Raw genomic sequence first — 20,465 nt, forward strand, 5'->3', positions numbered from 1 at the left:
TGAGGCGTGGTTTAGAAGTTAGGTTTACGCTTTTCAACAAAGGCTGACATGCCCTCTTTCTGCTCGTCACCGGCAAAGCAGAAGGCGAACAAGCTGGTTTCCAGTGCCAGTGCACTATCCAGATCCTGATCCATACCATCGTGAACGGCCTGCTTGGCACCACGCACTGATTGCGGGCCGTTGCCTTTCAGTTGCTTGGTGAGCTCTTCAGCGTAGCTTTCCAGCTCCGCTTGCGGCATCACGCGATTGACTAGGCCGATACGTAGCGCCTCTTGGGCATCGATTTTGCGCCCGGTAGTCACCAAGTCAATCGCCATTGCAGGGCCAACACGACGCGGTAACCGTTGGGTGCCGCCAAAGCCGGGGATGACGCCCAGCAGTACTTCCGGCTGGCCGAATACGGCGTTGTCACTGGCTACGGCCCAGTCGCAGGCCAGCGCCAATTCGCAGCCGCCGCCAAGGCAAAACCCGTTCACCAGCGCGACCACCGGCACGGGGAGAGTCTCTAGGCGTTTAATAGTACGCAGCGCTTGGCTGGCGAAAGCTCGCGCTTCTTCGGGCGTTTTTTCACGCATTTCAGTGATATCAGCACCCGCGACGAAAGACTTCTCGCCCGCACCGGTAATCAGCACGGCGCGTAGGTTCGGGTGAGCCTCAAGCTCTACTAAGTGCGCTTCCAGTGCGGAAAGCACTTCGCTGTTTAACGCATTCAGTGCTTTGGGACGATTGATGGTCAGACGCACCATCCCGTCGTTATCAACCTTCTCGATGACTGCTTCGCTCATGGCGGACTCCTTATTTGATTTGTTATGGAACATTAAAGTGAACACCACTCAACCCTAGCGAACGCTTGGTTGAGTGGCAATCACTTCTTTACGCCGCACTCTTCCCTTCAGTACAAGCTAATCGTAAGAGTAGAAGCCGCGCCCACTTTTACGGCCTAGGTAGCCCGCTGCGACCATGCGCTTAAGCAGTGGACAGGGGCGATATTTGGGGTCGCCAAAGCCCTCTTGCAGCACGTCCATAATCGCCAGGCACACATCCAGCCCGATTAAATCCGCCAGTGCCAGCGGCCCCATGGGGTGAGCCGCTCCTAGTTTCATAGCGTTATCAACCGCTTCCGGCGTTGCGGTGCCCTCCTGCACGATAAACGCTGCCTCATTGATCATGGGCACCAGCAGGCGATTTACCGCAAAGCCCGGCGCGTCGCCTACCGGCACAGCAGTTTTACCCAACGCTTTAGCTAGGGTTTCAATCTCGGCCACGGTAGCGTCCGAGGTTTGTTCGGCACGAATCACTTCCACCAGTTTGAGCACTGGCACTGGGTTAAAGAAGTGCATGCCCACTACGCGCTCGGGGTGATCGCACACCGCTGCCAAGCGAGTGAGCGACAGCGACGAGGTGTTGGAGGCCAGAATAGCGGTGCTGCTCAAGCGGCTTAGATCGCGAAACAACTTCTCTTTGAGTTCAGGCTGTTCGGGTGCGGCCTCGATAATAATTGCGCAGTCGCCTAGGGCACTCAGCGTGGTTGTGGTAGATAGACGGGCTAGAGCGGCGCTTTTATCCGATTCGCTGATTTTCTCCTTAGCGACCAACTTACCCAAGCCTTTATCGATGTTCGTTTTGGCACGGCCAAGCTGCTCTTCGGCCACATCGTAAAGGCACACGTTAAAGCCACTAGCAGCCACTACCTGAGCGATCCCCTGCCCCATGGTACCGGCTCCTACAACGCCAACAAGTTGGTCACTCATGCACTCTCTCCTCTATCGATTATCGCTACACTAGGGTTATCAATGGTTTTTAGCTTCTTCACGCAGTACGAACTTTTGGATCTTGCCTGTCGAGGTTTTGGGTAGCTCGCTGAAAATAACCGTTTTGGGGACTTTGTAGCCCGCCAAATGTTCGCGGCAGTGAGCGATAATGTCAGCTTCGGTGACTTCGCCGTAACCGACTTTGAGCTTCACAAAGGCACAGGGCGTTTCACCCCACTTCTCGTCGGGCTTAGCGACCACCGCGGCCTCTTCAACGGCGGGATGGCCATAAATAGCGTCCTCCACCTCGATGGTGGAGATATTTTCACCGCCAGAAATAATGATGTCCTTGGAGCGGTCTTTAATCTCGATATAGCCATCCGGATGCCAAACCGCCAGGTCGCCGGTGTGGTACCAGCCGCCCTCCAGCGCCTGCTCGGTGGCTTCCGGGTTCTTTAAATAGCCCTTCATAACGTTATTGCCGCGCATGAGTATCTCACCCATGGTTTGGCCATCCTTGGGCACTGTCTCCATGGTGAGCGGATCAGCCACGCACAGCGCTTCGAGCATGTGGTAGCGCACCCCCTGGCGGGCTTTAATTTTGGCTCGTGCTTCCAGCGGCAATTCATCCCACGCTTCCCGCCATGCGCAGACGGTTACCGGCCCGTAGACTTCCGTCAGGCCATAAACGTGGGTTACCTCAATGCCCAGCTTCTCCACCCCGGCGATCACCGAGGCAGGCGGCGCGGCACCGGCGGTGGTGACTTTGACCGGATGATCGAACTGATGCTTATCTTCCGCAGGCAGGTTCACGAGGCCATTAAGAATAATCGGCGCCCCGCTGAAGTGGGTGACCTTCTCTTCGGCAATGAGCTGCATGATCTTTTTAGGATCGACGCGGCGCAGACACACGTTTACCCCGGCGTTGGCGGCAATCGTCCATGGGAAGCACCAGCCGTTGCAGTGGAACATCGGCAGCGTCCACAGGTAGATCGGGTGGTGGGGCATCGCCCACTCCATGATATTGCTCACCGCATTGAGGTAAGCGCCGCGGTGGTGGTAGACCACGCCCTTGGGTTTGCCGGTGGTGCCAGAGGTATAGTTGAGCGAGATCGCATCCCACTCATCGGCAGGAAGCTGGTAGGCAAAGTCAGCGTCGCCCTCTCGAAGCAGCGCTTCGTACTCCACTTCCCCAATGCTCGGGGTCTCACCAAGAAACTCCACATCGGTCACATCGATGATAAGCGGCTTGTGGGTTAGCTTGGCAACGGCTTGCTGGATGACTTCAGCAAACTCGGGATCGACCAAAATGGCTTTAGCCTCGCCGTGCTCCAGCATATAGCTGATCGCCTCAGCATCCAGGCGAATATTCAGCGTATTAAGCACGCAGCCGGCCAGCGGCACGCCAAAGTGTGCTTCAAACATGGCGGGGATATTGGGCAGCATCGCCGCCACTGTCTGACCCGGCTGAATGCCCCGCTTTTCGAGCGCCGAGGCAAGCTGGCGGCAGCGCGACCAGGTTTCGCTCCAGGTGCGTCGCGTACTGCCATGTACCACCGCCGGGTAATCGGGATAGATCGACGCCGAGCGCTCGATAAAGGTCAGCGGTGAAAGCGGCACGTGATTGGCAACAGTTTTGGGCAAGCCTTGCTCAAAGATAGCGGTCATGGTCGGCTCCTGACTTTTGTTGATGTTTTTGAAAGCGTTCGTTTTAAGAGTTTGTTTAAAATGGTTGTTTTGATCGCTTAGAAACAGCGCCGCCGCCTCAAGAGGCGGCGGCGTGAAGCTGAAAATTAGCGTTAGTGAACCTCAAAATCGCTTAAGCACTGCATACCCGCCTCAATCACCGTACGCTGGGCGCGGCCTACCGGCAGCCATTGAGTGATGGCAAATTCGGCGCTGCGCATCTTGGCAGTATAGAAGGGATCATCACTGCCGTTGTTAAGGGCAGCATGGGCGCTGAGAGCCGCCAGCCCCATCTGCCAAGCACACAGCACGTGGCCCGCCAAGTTCAGGAACGGCGTTGCGTAAGCCTGCACCGCATCTGCGCCGATTTCAGGGTCACTGCCTTGTTCCTGCACAATTGTCTGGGCAGCTTTCAAATCCTCAAGCCCTGCGGCCAAACTACTGCCCAACGCTGACAAAGCGGGGTCGGCATTGAGTTGTTCCACGGTGGCGGAAACGTCGTGAAGCAGCGCAGCGAGCGCTTCGCCATTGTCACGCTGGAGTTTACGTCCCGCCAAGTCGAGTGCCTGAATACCGTTGGTGCCTTCGTAAATAGGCGCAATGCGGGCATCGCGCAGTAGCTGCGCTGCTCCGGTCTCTTCCACATAGCCCATCCCACCGTGCACCTGAATCCCCATGGAGGCGATATCCACTGCCTGATCGGTAGAGAAGCTTTTGATCACTGGAATCAAAATATCCGCGCGGGCCTGGGCGGTTTGGCGGGCTTCGTTACTTTCAGCGTGGCGGGCAGTATCCAACTCTGCGGCGCAGTAGAGCGCCAGGGCGCGCAGCGCATCGGTGCGGGAACGCATGGAGAGCAGCATGCGGCGCACGTCTAAATGATCGCTGATACTGCATTCAGCGCCGCCACGGGTTTTGGGAGAGCGCCCTTGGCGACGCTCCAACGCATAGGCAAAGGCGTGCTGGCAGGCACGTTCGGCCACGCCAATACCCTGAATACCGACTTTGTGACGCGCCTCGTTCATCATGGTAAACATATGATTAAGGCCACGCCCTTCTTCGCCAACAAGGTAGCCAATCGCCCCGCCGTTTTCACCAAAGCTCAGGGTGCAGGTGGGCGAGCCATGAATGCCCAGTTTGTGCTCGATAGAGGCGCAGGTGACGTCGTTGCGCTCGCCCAAGGAGCCGTCTTCATTGATCAGGAACTTGGGTACCAGAAACAGGGAAATACCTTTGTTGCCTTCCGGCGCATCGGGTTTGCGGGCTAGCACAAGATGGATAATATTTTCGGCGGCATCGTGTTCGCCCCAGGTGATATAGATCTTCTGGCCGCTGATGCGGTAATGGTCGTTTTCAGGTACCGCGCGAGTGCGTACTTGGGAGAGATCCGAGCCCGCTTGGGATTCGGTCAGGTTCATAGTGCCCGTCCAGGTGCCTTCCACCAGTTTGGGCAAGTAGGTCGCTTTGAGCGCATCGCTACCGTGATGGGCCAGCGCTTCGATAGCGCCAGCGGTCAGCATGGGGCAGAGCCCCAGCGCCATATTGGCACCGTGAAGCATCTCCTGCACCGCACTGGCAACCACTTCTGGCAGGTTCTGACCACCTAGTGCTTCTGATACACCAATACCGTTCCAGCCACCCTCGACATAAGCCTGGTAAGCCGTCGCGAAGCCTTCTGGCGTCGTCACACTGCCATCGGAGTGGCGCTTGGCCCCTTGCTGATCACCAATCTTATTAAGCGGGCCCCAAATGTCACCGGCCAGTTTTGCGGCCTCTTCGAGTACCGCCTCGACCAAGTCTGGCGTGGCCTCTTCAAAGCCCGGCAGGCTAAGCGAACGGTGCGCTAGCAGCTCTTCAAGCACAAAGCGCAAATCGCGTACCGGTGCGGCGTAAACATTCATAGCGAACCTCGGGCTGAAAATTAAACAATTGTTTGAAAGTGTACCCTTGATAGTAGTAACACTCTCTTGCCCACACCATTAGCCCAAGGTATCACCCGCTATGATTAGCGTCCTCACCCGTCTTTACTTTCGCTCACTTGCTTGCTCCACATCATCATAATAAGTGATATGGCTCTCATCTTCCGCAGGCGGCCCTACCACCGGTTCAGCGGCGTCGACGTCCCATACGGCATCTGAGAGATCCTCCAAGTGCTCGTGCTCCAGTGCCCCCTGCATCAACTCCTCGGTGACCACCAGCTCAGCACCAGCAGCGGTCATTGGCGTAGTCGGCGTAAAGGGTGCCACAGGCACAGGCGCCGGGCGCACGCTACGCCGCCAGGAGAAGAACATAACAAAGAACAGACTTAGTGAGCCGAAGGCCCAAAACAAACCCGCATCGCCCATCGCGGTCATCACCGGAGAAATCATTAGCGGGCTGATCGTGGCGCCAATGGAGTTGATCAGCAACAGGCCCTGGCTCATACGCACCAGCGCCCCTGCGGGGGCGCGGTCGGCGGCGTGGCTCACCGCCACCGGGTAGAGCGCAAATACCCCACCGCCAAGCAAGAATAGCAGTACCGCCAACAGCGGCGTAGAGAGCGGCAGCCAAAGCATCGCCGCCGAGATCAGCACGCAGAAACCGCTAATGCCAATCAGTACCATTTGTCGGTCATGGCGATCCGACCAACGGCCAATCGGGTACTGCAGCAGCATCGCGCCCATAATCACCACCGCCATCATCTGCCCCACCTGACTGACACTCATGCCAATACGCTGTAAATAGAGCGGGAGCAGTGTGTACGCTGCGGCTACCACCATCCCAGAGCCTAAACTACCCATCACACCGGTGGGCGTCAGGGTGATCAAACGGTGCGGGGGAAGCGGTTCGGCGTGCTCCATAATCGGTGACACGCGAGGAATCATCGCCATAGGTAGCACAGAGAGCGAGGCCAGTAGCCCAATCACCATAAAGGGCGCAGTGACGCCCATGGCGTTGGTAACACCCAGCAGCAGTTGGCCCAATACACCGGCGGCGTAAAGTGAAATCATATAAAGCGCCAGCAGGCGGCCGCGAACCTTCTGGTCGCCTGACGTGAGCAGCCAGCTTTCGATAACCAGATAAACCCCAACCGTGGCCCAGCCGCCGATAAGGCGCAGTACAAACCAGGCCCAGGGGTCGAAGAACAAGCCTTGCAGCAGCACCGTGACGGCCACTAATGAGGCAAAACTACCGTAAGCGCGAATATGGCCAATGCGCAGCAACAGGCGGTCATTCACCATTGCGCCCAACGCTAAACCGATAAAGTAAGCCGACGAGACAATACCGATGACCGTGGCCGACTCACCGGCAGCATCCAAGCGCACGGTAATTAAGGTGGCAAGAAAACCGTTGCCAATCCCGAGAATGAAGAGCCCTAACAGGGGCGCCAGCGCCATGGCTAGCAGTTGCCGCGACATGAAAACCTCGTCTTGCCTAAAAGTGGTGAAACAAAGGACTGAAAACAGGCGTAAAAACGCTACTAAGCGTGTTCACAGGAACCGTCATCTCACCTGGCACATCGAGTCAGGCCGGGATAGCGGCGCGCAATTATTACCCCAAAGGGGGCAAAGTCAATGCTTTTCTAACGTTATAATTATTCACGTTAGCGTTTTGTGTAGAATAACCGTGTCTGGCCCAGGAAATTCCACTACTAAACTATTCTTTTGTGCCCACCAACGGAAGGTCTCCTCACTAAAAAAGCTGATATGGGTGGGGTCGCTAATATAGTGCCAGCGGGCAAAAGCCTCCGGCGAAGTGACGCGCTTGGTCATTAAGCCCAGATAGCCACCTGGCGAGAGCTGAGCCGCCAACTGCGTAAGCACCTTGCCGGGCTGCGCCAAGTGCTCAACAACTTCTGTGGCGGTGATAAAATCATATATTTGTGTCAAAACTGAGGCATCGGGGGCGTAAAAAAGGTCGTAAATAGCCATCGGGTGCCCCTGCTCTGCGAACATAATCGACAGCGTCGGCCCTGGCCCTGAACCAAAATCAAGACCGCGGGCGTTGGGTTCGAGCTTAGCTAACAGCGGGGTAAATAAACGCCCTAAAAAGCGCCGGTATCCCGTATCATGCGGCGAGTTTTGATGTTTATCGTATTCGGCCTTTTCTGCAGCGGCGCTTAAATGCTGCTCGGGGGGGACAAATACCAGCTTGCACGTGGCACACTGGTAATAGTCACGACGCCGATCCCGGTGGTAGGGCGCAGTAGTGGGCTCCACACAGAGCGGACAGCAGCGCATCATCGTATTCTCTGGCTTATCGTTACGTATTAAGGAAGGTGGCATGCTATCAGGTCTGGATCATCTTGTTGTAACCGTGACCGATATGGGTCGCGCAGTCGATTTTTACTCACGTGTTTTGGGCCTAGACGTGCGCTATCGCGATGCCCAACGGGTCGATTTAATGCTCGGTGATACGGCACTTCGCCTACATCAAACCGACACCGATATTGCCCCCATTTCAGCCACACCCACCCCTGGCAGCCTGGACTTATGCCTGCGCTGCCAGCTGCCGCTGGATGAGTTCAAGCAGCATTTAGATGCGCTGGCGATAGACGTAGAGCTAGGCCCCGTCGCCCGCCAAGGCGCCACAGGCCCGATTGAGTCGATTTATCTGCGTGACCCGGACGGTAACCTGCTAGAGATTTGCCGCCCCTCTTCGCGTTAATGCTAAGTCTAATGAATCAAGGTATTATATATCGCGCTTAAATAGCGCGCACTGATGTGCCAAGCACCATCACCCACTTCAGCATCTATACAATTGAATGAAAGGAAACGTTATGCTTGATAACGAAAGTGAATCCCCACTCGACGGCCAAGTCGTAAGCGAAGAGCAGAGCTCCCAGCCCGACACAACCATGGCAATGGTTATTTATGCGCTCTATCTGGCCAGTTTTATCCTTGGTTTTACGTCGATTATTGGTGTGGTCATTGCCTATGTCTATAAGGGCAAAGGCCCTACGTGGCTGGACGAGCACTACCGCTACCAGATCCGCACCTTCTGGATAGGATTGGTGTACGGCATTATTTTCTCGATATTGCTCTTTGCAGTGATCGGTTTCCCACTTTTGCTGGCGCTAGCCGTGTGGTTCATTATTCGCTGTGTTAAAGGTTTCAAAGGGCTGCAAGAGAAGCGCGCACCTTCCAATGTAGATACTTGGTTGATTTAACGATGACACCACAGGGGGCTAATAACGCTAGGCGTTTTTCCAAAGCCAGTGCGATCAGTTGGCTGTGGCGTCAACTGTCACGCTGGCCGCTTGCGCGCCTGTGGCGTATTTCTTCGGCGCTCGGCCCCCTGGTTTACCGCTTTAATAAGCGTGAGCGTTGGGTAACCGATCGCAACTTAGCGATCGTTTACCCAGACCTCTCCATTGCTGAACGTAAAACCCTTGGTCAGCACAGTTTACGCCACTCAACGGCTACGATGTTGGAGCTGGGCCACGCCTGGATGGCGGAACCAAACAAGGTAGAGACCAGCATTTTAGCGGTGCACGGTCGCGACAAGCTCGATAACGCCCGCACCGAAGGCCGCGGCGTGATTGTGCTTGCCCCGCACTTCGGCAACTGGGAGGTGCTTAACTTTTGGCTCTCGAGCCATTTCCCTTTCACCGCCATGTACGAGCCACCCAAAATCACCGCCCTCGATCCCGTCATTCGTCATGGCCGCGAGCGTATGGGGGCAAGTTTGGTTCCCACCAACCCCCGCGGCGTTGCGGCACTACTTAAAGCGCTTAAACGCAGCGAAGCGATTGGCATACTACCTGACCAGGAGCCCGACTGGGGCAGCGGCGTTTTTGCACCCTTCTTTGGTCGCGAGGCTTACACCGCCACCCTGCTGCCGAAATTGGTCGCCCGCACCCAGGCACGGGTAGTCACCGGCGTCGCGCTACGTATTCCTGGTAAAGGGTTTGAGATCCATTTTCTGGATGCCGACGAGCGGGTCTATAGCGACGATGATGTGCAGTCTGCCACAGGCGTCAATGCCAGCGTCGAGAGTGCGATTGCCTTGGAGCCTGCACAGTATCAATGGGAGTACAAGCGCTACCGTAAAGTAGTGCAGGAGCAGCAAAATCTAGCCAACTTCCGCGACTATCGTCTTTATTAGGCTGAAAAAGAGAGAACTGATGGCACACCCCCCTATACCCCGCGATGAGATACGCGCTCCGCAGATTATCTACGCGCTTTACTTAGCGGGTATTGTCACTGCCAATATCACCCTGCTGATTGGCGTAATCATCGCCTATGTTTATCGTAAAGAAGCGGCGCCCTGGCTGCAGCAGCACTACCGGTATCTGATCCGCACCTTCTGGATCGGCACGCTCTATGCCTGCATCGCCTTTTTGCTAAGCATTGTGATAGTCGGCACCCTGCTCTGGCCGCTGCTAGCGGTATGGCTAGGCGTGCGCTGCGTACTCGGCTGGGTCGATGTTCGCAAAGGGCTAACACCGGCACGCCCTAATAGCTGGCTTTGGTAAGCCGCAAGTCATTCCGTCCTTCACTCATCACCATCCTCGGTGTAAACATCATTTAACTCTCCAAAATCGGCTTGTAGCCAGTGGCGTAATTGGCTCATTCTAGGTGCGTCGCGCGACTCTTCGAGCGTAGGCAACGTGCCGGGAACAAAGCCACGCTTTATAAAGGGCGCCAATAGCTCAGGGTTGCCACTAATAATATGCACCGGTACTGCCGCGCTGGCATCGTCACCGGTAATCAACGGCGCGGCTTGATGATCCCCCAGCACTATCATCAAGGTATTATCATCCACTACACGTTCAGCCCAGCGGCCGGTGACTTTCACAGCGTAGTCCACCGACCAGGCGTAGTGGTCACGAATGCGCTCAATGTCCTGCCACAGCACTTCTGGTGGGTCACCGGCATCCTCCCAGGGGGCAAAAATACGCCCATCGCCAATGGATGACCAATTGTCCAGTACCGGCAGAATCGGCGTCCATGGGGCATGGCTGGAGATCAGTGCCAATTGGGCAAACACCGGTGTCTCACCTAGCAAGTAGCGCTGGGTGTAATCGAGAGTGAATTGATCCGGCATGGTTACCCAGTTGAGAGCAGGCCCGGCGTAAGCGATATCTTTCGCTGCGGCAATTTCATCGAAACCGTAGGCCTCCCCTTCCGGCCACGCCAGGGTAATGGCGGGCATCACACTGAGGGTTCGCTGACCAGTGGCACGAAAATCATCGATCAAAGTGGAGTGGCCGCTGTCCAACATCAGCTGATACCACAGCTGGTTGTCGATCCAGCGGCCGCTGAGGGCTGTCGCGTGGGCTAGCCATGACTGCCCACCACGAATGGGTGAGGCCAACATGCCAGAGACCACGTGAAGGTTATGCTCCCCCAGGCGCTGTTGCATCTCGGCTAGAGTAGGCAGTAGAACGTCGGAGTAACGTGGGTTTTCCAGCGCCGAGATACCGTAGGACTCAATAAAGGTGAGCAGTACATTGCGCCCCGCCAATCCCGGCAGTGGTCGCGCCTCCATGGGTGCGGCCTCCAGCTGTGCAGTAAAGGCGAGGCGGGCGGCGTGGGTATCGGTAATTTGCTGCCACTGAAAACGCGTGGTGTCCACCGCTGGCAAGCGCGCGCTTTCTATCAGCCGTACTCCATTGAGTTCAAGCGCCGCGCCGGTAGTGGCAGTGACCAGCAGCGTTAACGCGACCACGCCAGGCAGGCGCTTAACAGAGTAGGCAACGGGTGGCATCATCAGGCGTGCCAAAACCAGAGTGATGGCTATCAGCAGGGCAACCCCCAGCAGCATTGCGCAAACTGCCAACAGTTGACCTACATTACCTACTAGCAGGTGATAAATTGAGCGCAGCAAAGGTATATCAAGATAAAGATTAAGTGGCCGGGCAAAGGCCATTTGGGTGGCGGCTGCGCCTAGATTCGCGGCGGTTGCCAACATCACCCAACTAACGAGTCCGATGGACACTATGCGGCGCGCTTGACCGACGGGAAGCAGCAACATGAGCGGCGCAATGATAAGCGCCTCCCAAGCGAGCAAATATGAGCTGATCTCGCCAAAACGCCACCAGAGCGGCGCGATGAGTAAGAAATTCAGCGTTAGAAGCATTAGTAATAATCGACTCATCGCATCCCCATAGGTGCCTACTTTAGCTTACAGTGTCAAAGGTACAGTCTGTCAGCGCTTGGTCTCGTTGAGTAGCTGTACCCAATCGCAAGATAAGAGAGCAAGGAATAAGGCTGCTGAAAAGCGCAATAATCATGTACTGTAATATTTTATCGTATAGTTGTTGTGTAAAAATTTCACGCTTTGCTTGGCTTTAGGCCATGCGCTTTGCAGGCCCTCACCGGAAAGGATTTCGCCCATGCGTTGTAATCAAGTTGGTAGGAAGCCGGTTGCCAAGTGGCGGCCTGGCAAATGGATAGTGTTAATTGGCTGCGCGCTGACCTTGCCAGCGTTGGCCGCAGACGATGCGCACTTCAGGCAGGTTATTGAACGCGCCAAACAGCTTGCTCAAGAAACCTACCAAGCCCCGGAAGAGACCTTACCAGAGGTATTGCGTGAGCTTGATTACGATACCTACCGGCAAATTCGCTTTGATCCCGAACACGCCTACTGGAAAGACGAGAGCCCTTTTAACCTACAGTTATTTCATAGCGGCTTTCTGTTTCAAACCCCGATTGCCTTGAACGTTATCGAAAACGACACGGTAACGCCCCTGCCCTTTTCAGCAGAGGACTACACCTACGATGGCAATGCCGCCGCACTGAAAGAGCAAGACTTAGCCGGCAGCGGCCATGCGGGGTTTCGCCTCCACTACCCTCTTAACAGCGATGACTACGCCGACGAATTTGGTGTATTTCTCGGTGCCAGCTACTTCCGTATTGTGGGGCGCAACCAGGCTTACGGACTCTCTACCCGCGGGCTGGCGATCGATACCGCCTCACCAGATGGCGAAGAGTTCCCGGCATTTCGCGAGTTTTGGCTCTATAAACCCAAGGCTGATGCCAAACAGCTTGAACTGCTGGCGTTAATGGATAGCCCCTCGGTCAGCGGCGCCTATCGCTTTGTTATCCAACCCGGTGAGAATACTCAGGTCGAGGTCGAAGCGGAGCTGTTTGCCCGGCAAGATATTGCCAAGCTGGGCGTTGCACCGCTCACCAGTATGTTCACTTATGGTGAGGCAAGCCGCGAGCGGCCGGACGATTTTCGTCCACAGGTGCACGACTCCGATGGCCTACTGATACATGCCGGTAGCGGCGAGTGGATCTGGCGCCCGCTGAGTAACCCATCTCACCTGCATACATCCGCCTTTGTAGACGACTCCCCTCAAGGCTTTGGATTAATGCAACGGGAACGGGATTTTAACCGCTATTTGGATACCGAAGCCCAGTATCACCGTCGCCCCAGCCAATGGATTGTGCCGCTGGATGATTGGGGCCCGGGCCACGTGGAACTTGTCGAAATCCCTACCCCCGATGAGACTCACGACAATATAGTCGCCTACTGGGTGGCGGACGACACCCTGGATGCCGGCGAATCGCGCCGCCTGCACTATCTCACTCACACGCTGAACACTCAGCCTGATGCGCACAATCTTGGCCGCGCCATTCGCACTCGTCATGGCAATGCGGCGGTGCCGGGGCAAGCGGACTCTGCCTCACGAGGCCAGCGCCAGTTTATTGTCGACTTTCAGGGAGGTGCCTTAGAGGAACTCACCGCTGACCAGCCCGTCGAGTTAGACATTAGCGCCCAACACGGCGAGGTACTGCTCCCCCAGGTCACCGCGCTGCCCAACAATGGCTGGCGAGCCAGCTTCCGGCTACCCGCCAGCGATCAACCCAGCGATGTTCGACTAAGGCTCACCTTAAACGGCGAACCAGTTAGCGAAACCTGGAATTACGTGTGGTATCCCGATGACGAATAGCACTTATCAAGCAAACCTTATCTCGCCAGCGCCTGTGTGGATCAAGGCACGTCCATTCAGAGAGCCCAACTAATGCGGCGCATGGCGCTACGACGACTGCGCAGCGCGGGTGGGCTAGCCCGCTCGCTGTTTATTTATTGGCGGCCTGGGCGTCAGCGTGGCCTGCAGCGCCTCTATCAGCCTTTCATACAACCCGGCACCGTTGCCTTTGATATTGGCGCGCATCTAGGCGACCGTAGCGCGGCTTTTCATGCGCTCGGCGCCAAGGTGGTGGCGCTGGAGCCCCAGCCCGACCTCGCCAAATGGTTTAAACGCCTGGTAAAGCCGCCGACCATTACCCTGCTGCCGATGGCGGCGGGCCCTACGGTGGGCTTTGCTGAGATAGCGATCAGCCCCAGCAACCCGACCCTGTCTACCCTGGCCACCGAGTGGCGGGAGCAGATCGGCGAACGCAACGCAGGCTTTAGTCAGGTACGGTGGGAGCAGCGTTTACGGGTGCCGGTGACCACGCTGGATGCGTTAATTGACGAGTATGGCGAGCCCAGCTTTATAAAAATCGACGTTGAAGGTTTTGAGGCGGAGGTTTTGGCGGGGCTAAGTTGCCCGGTGGCCGCGCTGTCGGTGGAGTTTGTGGCAGGCGCCCTGGAAATAAACAACGCCTGCGTGAACCACTTAAGCCGCCTTGGCGAGTACCGCTACAACGTGGTGGCCGGTGAACAACGCCACTTTCGCTGGACCGAGTGGCAAACACCGCAAGCGGTTAGCGAGTGGCTAAGCACAGGGGCCGAAGGATTGCCTTCCGGTGACCTGTACGCCTGCCGCTCGGATCATCGATTACTTCTGAATGATGCTTAATACCTAAAGGCTTCTCATTTTATGATTCACCACTGGCAAACCCTCACCGCTCCGCAGTTAGCCGAGTTCGCCCAATGCGACCCTGTAGCGGTACTGGTGCTCGGAGCCATTGAACAGCACGGCACTCACCTCCCTTTAGCCACCGACTTGACCATTGGCGAGGGGCTGCAAACCGCTATGTTGGAGAAGCTGGATACCCACCTGAACGTAATCTGCCTACCGCCGATTGCGGTGGGCGCCAGCGACGAGCACGCCAATTTTCCCGGCACGCTCAGCCTACCCGCGCCGCTGGCCATTGCTACTCTTGAAGCCTACGGCGACAGCTTAGCCCACGCCGGCATTCGCCGCCTGGTGCTGATTAACAGCCATGGTGGTAATAAGGCAGTGATGGATTTGGCAGGGTTAACCCTGCGTCGGCGGCATGGTATGCGCGTGGTCAAAGCGACTTACACACGGCTACCACCGCTAGAGGGCGCGATTGCCTTTGAAGAGTTGCGCTACGGCTTACACGGCGGACTGCTCGAAACCGCTATGATGCTCTATTTAGCGCCAACGCTGGTGCAGTTGGACGGCTATCAGGCCACCCCGCCTGCAGCGCCCCAAGGCGATGCATTAGTGAGCGCAGAAGGTGCTGCGGCTTTTGCCTGGCTGGCGGAAGACTTAAGCACCCAAGGTGTCGCGGGCGATGCCAGCCAAGCCAGCGCTGAACTAGGCGAGCAACTGGTTCAACACTACGCAAGACAGTTAGCAGCAGTGGTAAAAGAAACCGCCCAACTACCACCGCTAACCAACTAATGACAGCCCCGTCACTAGGTTCGTGTTGGTTCATGTTTAGCGCTTAGTACGGTTTAACGCTGGCTACTGAGCACATCTTCCAACAAGTGCCCGCCTCGGGTGGCTTTGGCATTTAGATAGCGCTGGTTGTGGTCGGTAACGCTGCCGTACAGCGCCTGGCGTGATACCACTTCAATACCACCCTGACGCAACGCTTCCATCTTCAAGGGGTTGTTGGTCAGCAGTTGAACTTGGTCGATATTGAGCGCATTGAGCATATCCACTGCCACCGCATACTGGCGCTCATCGTCACCAAAACCGAGTACTTGATCCGCATCCACGGTATCCAGGCCACCATCCTGTAAGGTGTAGGCGCGTAGTTTATTGGCTAAGCCAATGCCCCGGCCCTCTTGAGCCAAATAGAGCAGCACACCGCCACCCATGGCTTGAATATCCGCCACGGCGTTGCGTAGCTGCTCGCCGCAATCGCAACGCAGACTGCCGAACAGGTCACCGGTTAAACACGCCGAGTGCAGGCGTAGCGGCACCGCGCCTTCCCAGCGCTCCGGTTTACCGATCACCACAGCAACGTGCTCACGCAGGCCGTCCGGCTCACGGAAAAGCACAAAGCGGCTGTCGGCAGCATCCTCGAGGGGGATATTCGCTTCGCTCACCCGCTTGAGCATGCCCGGCGCCCCAGCAAGGCATTGTGTAGCGTCTTCAGCGCTGACTTGCAGCAGGCGTCCTTCTGCCAACTGCTGCTCAATGGTCGCTGTAGCCTCTTGGCTAACAAAAGCGCAGAGCGCTGCGGGAATCAGCAGGGCTCTGCGCATCAGCGTCACGGCGCCTAGTTCGGCTATTCCGGCGGGCTTTAACCCGCTCAGTAACCCACCCGCAGGTTGTGAAAGCGTTTCCGCCGTGGCCAAGCCATTCAGCTCATTGGTGCTAATGTGAGCTACCAGCGGTAGGCTGGCGGCCTCGGCGGACAAGTTCATGCCCATCGCCGTCAGGCGGTGACGAGTAAGCACCAGCGAAGGCCGCTCGCCTGCTAGCAAAGCCAGCGCTTCGACCGATTCACTGCCTTCCAGCGCCTGCACGAGCAAACGCTGCCCACTGGCATTCACCACCACTGGCAATCCACGGCGGATGTCGAAAATAGCGCGTTCAATCTGGTACATGTAGGCCTCCTGGCTTCCTTACGAGGGGGATGGCGCACGCTCGCGCTGAGCTATTTGCTCTGAACTGAATGAATGGCTGCCCCGAACGGCTTGCTCTTAACCAAGAAGCGCCCGCATGATGAAGCGAATCTTTAAGCGCGGAGGCGTCATGCCCGAATCTCATGTCAACACGATTACACTGGCCGACGCCTGGAATTGGCTGTTGGCACTGCGTCATCGGCGTCCTAGCGATGTGGCGATTAAGGTGTCGCCAACCGGCGAGTGGCAAACGGCTAAAGCGATCACCGCTGAGGCGCGAGAGCTGCTCGATTGCCTGACCCCGCTGGCCAGTCGACCGGCGTGGGTGGTGGCGCAGCTGGGACAGAGTATGGATGGCCGCATTGCCACGGAAAGTGGCCACTCCCACTACATCAACGGCCATGAAAGTTTGGTTCACCTGCATCGTCTGCGCGCTTTGGTCGACGCAGTGGTGGTCGGCGCGGGTACCGCCAGCGCCGATAACCCGCAGCTGACCGTGCGCCATGTTAGCGGCACTAACCCGATGCGGGTGGTGCTGGATCCACGCGGCCGCATTCCCAGCGACTTGGCACTGCTGAACACCAATAACGCCCCGACGCTGCATATCATGGGGTCTGAGCTGCAGGCAACGGCGAGCGTGGCCCACGTTGAACGTTGCGTACTGCCGCTGAATGCCAGCGGTCAGTTCAATCCCAAAGATGTTGTCACCCTGCTGGCCGAAAAGGGCTTGCCGCGGGTACTGATAGAGGGTGGCGGCATTACGGTGTCTCAGTTTATCGAAGCGGGTGCCGTTGACCGTCTGCATCTGTTGGTCGCCCCGCTGCTGATCGGCTCCGGTAGGCCAGGGCTGCAAATGACGCCTATTGAGACCCTTGAGAGTGCGCTGCGCCCGCCCATGCGGACTTTCCGCTGCGGTGACGACACGCTGTTCGATCTGCGACTGCGGGATACTACCGCCGGAAGGTTGCGCTTTTTCACGACGACTCAGCGCCACCCAGATACCCGGTAGGCTCGCCAGCAACACCAGCACCCCGTAAGCCAATGACACCGCCACGCCTTGAGCGGGTGGCAGGCCGACCAGCGCCCAGACCCCGGCAGCGGCGCCTTCACGCAATCCCCATCCGGCTACCGAAAACGGGATCAGCATGGCCAGTAGCACTACCGGTGTCAGCGCCAGCACTTGCAGCGACGGTAGCTCAACGCCAATCGCCCGAGCCGCACAGACCATTACCAGACCATAGCTCAACACAATCACCAGAGACGAAAGCAACTGCTGGGGCCACACGCCGTGCCGCAACAAACCACGCCTTACATCGCGCGCCAGGGCTTGACACCAGCTCGGCAGCCTTGTCAGCCCATGGCTAAAACGTTGGCGCAGCAGCAGGCCGCTGGCGATGAGCGCCGCAAGAGCGGCGAATGCGCTTAACCCCACCGCTGTGATCACTGACTCACCCAGCGCGGCATGCCAGAGCGGTGAGAAAAGCAGCGCGGTTAGCGTTAGCATCACCACGGCGACCTGCCCCGAGGCGCGCTCAATAATCACCGCTCGCCAGGCGCGCCCCCTAGACTGCGCTTGAGTGGCATGGCGGTGCGCCCGCCCGGCGTCGCCTAATACACCGCCGGGCAACAGCTGATTGACCAGTAGGGCCAGGTAGTACTCCCGTAGCGCGTAAGCAAACCGCAGCGGTACATCAATAAGACCCGCGGTAAACTGCCAGCGCCAGGCGCAAAGCATGATCTGTAGCGTGCTGATGGCTAACGCCAGCACGCCCCACTCCGCGGAGAAACGTTGCACCTCCGCCACAATCGCCTGGGGCTCCACCCACAACGCCACCGCACCCAGCAACGCGATGCTGACCACCATGCGGCGTAGCCATGGGCTTCTCCGCGCCAGCTTTTTATAACAAGCCCCCAGTCGAGTGAACATACCTTGATCCGGCCCCATAGGATTAGGCCTCTTCCCTGGGGTTGGCAAACAGAGGCGTAGCAAACAGGTCGCGGTGCCCCACCCAAATACCCAGTTCGCCATTGGCCACCGCCTGCTGGCGCTGCTGTAACCAGGTGGCAATACGCGCCGCCGCTTCCGGGGCTTGCTCAGTGGCAGCTTCGGCCCAGCCTTCGAGTAGCGCCATCATTAACGGCTGCTGTTCTTGACTGCCAGCAGCGAGCTGCCACGGTGTTTCAGCTTGTTCAATGCGATAATCAGCCCTCTCTAACGCGGCAACTAATGCCCCGTGCGCCTGCCCGCCTAGTGCATCACCTAAACCTTTATCGCGCTGCTGGTGAGCCATAAACATCGCCTGCAGCCAGCGGTCTTCGTCATCCAGCACCGGCGCGCCTTGAGGGTCAATAAAGTGCCACTCACCGGTCACGCTTAGCGCTATCAGCAGCGCCTGCTGCTGCCCAGCAATGCGGGTCACCAAGGCATCGATCCATTGTTGGGAGACCAGATCTAGCAGCGCCGATGCGGTGACGAGGTACGCGTCGTCAAGTGGCACCTCGGCAAGCGCCTCCAGCGATATGCAGTACGTCTCAATGGCCACCACGGGCTGCCCTTGGCTATTGCTTAATCCGGCAGCACACTGGCGCGCCTGGGCTAACAAAATGGCGTCGTGATCGATCAGCTTCCAGCGCTGGTGGCCATTCAGGCGCGGCGCCAGAAAGCGCATGTTACTGCCCCGGCCGCAGCCAAGATCCGCTATCAGCGGCGCCGGAGTACGCGCGCTCAGCCACTTCGCGGCAAGCTCAGCCAAGGGCTGGCTACGGGAATCGACATCAGCCGCCTCCCGCAGCGTCAGCCAGTCGGACGCAAACTGGCTGCCTGGGCGCAAATTTGGAGAATCGGCGGGCGCAGTTAACGCCGTGGCAAACTTAGCCCCCGCTTCTTGCCAGTCGCTTAACGCATCCCGGGCCTGGGCCGCTCCCTGGCGCAGTTGGTGGCGTAGTTTGTCGTCATGGCAAAAACGGCTGAGGGCATCTTGAAGCGCGTCGACGTCACCCGGTTCAACGCTCAAACCAGCGCCTGCAGGCAAGGTATCGCGAAGCGCACCACCGGTAGTGGTAATCACTGGCAGGCCGTGGGCCAGGGCTTCGGTGACCACCATGCCGTAGCCTTCATACCAAGAGGGCAGTACCAGCGCATGGGCGCTGCGATAGGCCGCTTCCAGCGTAGCGCCATCGCACTCGCCGTGAAGCCGTACGCTGTCTTGCAAGCCGTTCTGATCAATCAGTTGCTGTACACGCTGGGTAAAAGTGGCATCCCGGGCGCCACCGTAGCAGTCGCATTGCCAGTGATCGCCGCTAACGCCCGCCAATGCCTTTACCAGAATATCCTGCCCTTTGCGCGGCGTTAACGTTGCCACACATAGCAAACGTAGTAGCTCACCCGGTTCTGCTGCGGAGCTGATCGGCGCCTGGGCAACACCCGGCTCAATCACAGTGACACTGGGATTGAGTGGCATTTCATAGTGGGCCGCCAGCTCCGGTAAGCGCCGGGCGGTAAAGTGGCTGGTGACGATAATCCGCACCACGTGGGCAAGCGCGTTTAACTCGCTGCGATGAAAGCGCTGCTGATCAGCCTCATCAAGGCCCAACTCATCGCCTAAGGGGTGGTGCAGCAACGCTGTGATTTCCAGCCGCTGGGCATGTTGGGCAACCACCTCCGGCAGCGCTCCCATGGCCAGGCCATCAATCACCACCGCCGCCTGATCGGGAAGCGACGCTAGGGCCTGAGTGAGCGCTTCTGCTGCCTCGGCATCCGCATCAGGAAACGTGCCAGCCAAGCCGACGACGTCAATTTCCCATCCCTGGTCACGCAGGGCCGAGACAATTTGGGCGTCGTAAATATAGCCGCCGGTACGCTGAGCAGGGTCACCGGCAACGATAAGGTTAAACCGCTTACTCATAGAGCGCCTTCATAGCTTGCCCAGGCTACATGGGATTCATGTAGCTTGATCTCCATATGGGTAATCCCTTTGGCGGTGATGCCCATTTTGCCCTCACCAATCGCCTTGGCGAGCTGGTCAAAGATCACCTTGGCCATAAACTCGGTGGTGGTATTTTTACCCGCGAACTCGGGCACTTCATCCAAATTACAGAAGTTGTAATCCGCCAGTACTGATTTTACCGTTTCGCTGGCAAGGCCGATATCGATCACCAGGCCGTCCTCATCCAGCTCGGGGCGCTGAAAAACCACATCGACAACATAGGTAGCGCCGTGGGTACGCTGGGCAGGGCCAAAGATCTCACCATTGAAACTGTGGGCGATCATAAAGTGGTCACGGACACATAAACGGAACATAGAGACTCCAAATGATAAGA

At 57.5% G+C, this 20,465-nt stretch carries 18 protein-coding genes and 1 pseudogene; 8 read left to right on the forward strand and 11 right to left on the reverse strand.

The annotated features are described in order from the left end of the window. Positions 1–11: 11 nt before the first annotated feature. The 6 genes from HZS52_RS22270 to HZS52_RS22295 form a co-directional block, all read right to left on the reverse strand. Complete coding sequence (locus HZS52_RS22270) at positions 12–785, reverse strand: enoyl-CoA hydratase-related protein (RefSeq protein ID WP_022520524.1); 774 nt, start codon at positions 783–785, stop codon at positions 12–14. Positions 786–902: 117 nt separating this feature from the next. After that, on the reverse strand, positions 903–1,751 hold the full coding sequence (locus HZS52_RS22275) for a 3-hydroxybutyryl-CoA dehydrogenase (protein WP_022520525.1): 849 nt from the start codon (positions 1,749–1,751) through the stop codon (positions 903–905). Positions 1,752–1,790: 39 nt separating this feature from the next. Further along, complete coding sequence (locus HZS52_RS22280; protein WP_190373711.1) at positions 1,791–3,419, reverse strand: acyl-CoA synthetase; 1,629 nt, start codon at positions 3,417–3,419, stop codon at positions 1,791–1,793. A 131-nt stretch (positions 3,420–3,550) separates the two neighbouring features. Beyond that, positions 3,551–5,338, reverse strand: a complete 1,788-nt coding sequence (locus HZS52_RS22285) for an acyl-CoA dehydrogenase (RefSeq protein WP_190373712.1) — start codon at positions 5,336–5,338, stop codon at positions 3,551–3,553. Between the two features lie 123 nt (positions 5,339–5,461). After that, a complete protein-coding gene (locus HZS52_RS22290) occupies positions 5,462–6,835 on the reverse strand; it encodes an MFS transporter (protein WP_009287257.1) in 1,374 nt (457 codons plus the stop codon). A 180-nt stretch (positions 6,836–7,015) separates the two neighbouring features. Continuing rightward, positions 7,016–7,660 carry a class I SAM-dependent methyltransferase gene (locus HZS52_RS22295; RefSeq protein ID WP_190373713.1) on the reverse strand — a complete coding sequence of 215 codons (645 nt, stop codon included), beginning with the start codon at positions 7,658–7,660 and terminating at the stop codon, positions 7,016–7,018. A gap of 40 nt (positions 7,661–7,700) precedes the next feature. Here HZS52_RS22295 and HZS52_RS22300 point away from each other — a divergent pair, with 40 nt between their 5' ends. From HZS52_RS22300 to HZS52_RS22315, 4 genes are all read left to right on the forward strand, one after another. Continuing rightward, the gene (locus tag HZS52_RS22300) at positions 7,701–8,084 is read left to right on the forward strand and encodes a VOC family protein (RefSeq protein ID WP_022520529.1); all 384 of its coding nucleotides are present in this window, start codon (positions 7,701–7,703) and stop codon (positions 8,082–8,084) included. Between the two features lie 112 nt (positions 8,085–8,196). Continuing rightward, complete coding sequence (locus HZS52_RS22305; RefSeq protein ID WP_022520530.1) at positions 8,197–8,586, forward strand: DUF4870 family protein; 390 nt, start codon at positions 8,197–8,199, stop codon at positions 8,584–8,586. A gap of 2 nt (positions 8,587–8,588) precedes the next feature. Continuing rightward, complete coding sequence (locus HZS52_RS22310) at positions 8,589–9,524, forward strand: lysophospholipid acyltransferase family protein (RefSeq protein WP_022520531.1); 936 nt, start codon at positions 8,589–8,591, stop codon at positions 9,522–9,524. 19 nt (positions 9,525–9,543) lie between these two features. Next, a complete protein-coding gene (locus tag HZS52_RS22315; protein WP_141439683.1) occupies positions 9,544–9,894 on the forward strand; it encodes a DUF4870 family protein in 351 nt (116 codons plus the stop codon). 20 nt (positions 9,895–9,914) lie between these two features. On the opposite strand, the gene HZS52_RS22320 is transcribed toward HZS52_RS22315, so the two are convergent. Continuing rightward, positions 9,915–11,519: an alkaline phosphatase family protein gene (locus HZS52_RS22320; protein ID WP_022520533.1), complete on the reverse strand. Its 1,605-nt coding sequence runs from the start codon at positions 11,517–11,519 to the stop codon at positions 9,915–9,917. Positions 11,520–11,757: 238 nt separating this feature from the next. Between HZS52_RS22320 and HZS52_RS22325 the strand changes: the two genes are divergently transcribed. The 3 genes from HZS52_RS22325 to HZS52_RS22335 all read left to right on the forward strand — a co-directional run bounded on the left by HZS52_RS22325 (position 11,758) and on the right by HZS52_RS22335 (position 14,970). Beyond that, positions 11,758–13,320: an OpgD/OpgG family glucan biosynthesis protein gene (locus HZS52_RS22325; protein WP_223827992.1), complete on the forward strand. Its 1,563-nt coding sequence runs from the start codon at positions 11,758–11,760 to the stop codon at positions 13,318–13,320. A gap of 72 nt (positions 13,321–13,392) precedes the next feature. Next, entirely contained in the window at positions 13,393–14,175 is a 783-nt protein-coding gene (locus HZS52_RS22330; RefSeq protein ID WP_022520535.1) for an FkbM family methyltransferase, read from the forward strand. A 21-nt stretch (positions 14,176–14,196) separates the two neighbouring features. Further along, positions 14,197–14,970, forward strand: a complete 774-nt coding sequence (locus HZS52_RS22335) for a creatininase family protein (RefSeq protein WP_022520536.1) — start codon at positions 14,197–14,199, stop codon at positions 14,968–14,970. Between the two features lie 53 nt (positions 14,971–15,023). Here the strand turns inward: HZS52_RS22335 and ribA are convergent, their stop codons facing one another. Next, positions 15,024–16,127, reverse strand: coding sequence for a GTP cyclohydrolase II RibA (gene ribA / locus HZS52_RS22340; protein ID WP_022520537.1), 1,104 nt, complete (start codon positions 16,125–16,127; stop codon positions 15,024–15,026). A 367-nt stretch (positions 16,128–16,494) separates the two neighbouring features. On the opposite strand from ribA, the gene HZS52_RS22345 reads away from it, so the two are divergent. Further along, the gene (locus HZS52_RS22345) at positions 16,495–17,154 is read left to right on the forward strand and encodes a RibD family protein (RefSeq protein ID WP_263366083.1); all 660 of its coding nucleotides are present in this window, start codon (positions 16,495–16,497) and stop codon (positions 17,152–17,154) included. A gap of 12 nt (positions 17,155–17,166) precedes the next feature. On the opposite strand, the pseudogene HZS52_RS24555 reads toward HZS52_RS22345, so the two are convergent. From HZS52_RS24555 to HZS52_RS22355, 3 genes and pseudogenes are all read right to left on the reverse strand, one after another. After that, positions 17,167–18,174 (reverse strand): annotated as a pseudogene (locus tag HZS52_RS24555) (lysylphosphatidylglycerol synthase transmembrane domain-containing protein); the annotation flags it as partial. Further along, a complete protein-coding gene (locus HZS52_RS22350; protein WP_190373714.1) occupies positions 18,095–20,050 on the reverse strand; it encodes a glycosyltransferase in 1,956 nt (651 codons plus the stop codon). The gene HZS52_RS22350 and the pseudogene HZS52_RS24555, both read right to left, overlap by 80 nt. After that, complete coding sequence (locus HZS52_RS22355; RefSeq protein WP_190373715.1) at positions 20,047–20,445, reverse strand: 6-pyruvoyl trahydropterin synthase family protein; 399 nt, start codon at positions 20,443–20,445, stop codon at positions 20,047–20,049. Before HZS52_RS22355 ends, HZS52_RS22350 begins: the two co-directional genes overlap by 4 nt. Positions 20,446–20,465: the final 20 nt, after the last annotated feature.

Origin of the sequence: Vreelandella titanicae (genome assembly GCF_014697095.1) — a bacterium.
Classification (GTDB): domain Bacteria; phylum Pseudomonadota; class Gammaproteobacteria; order Pseudomonadales; family Halomonadaceae; genus Vreelandella; species Vreelandella titanicae.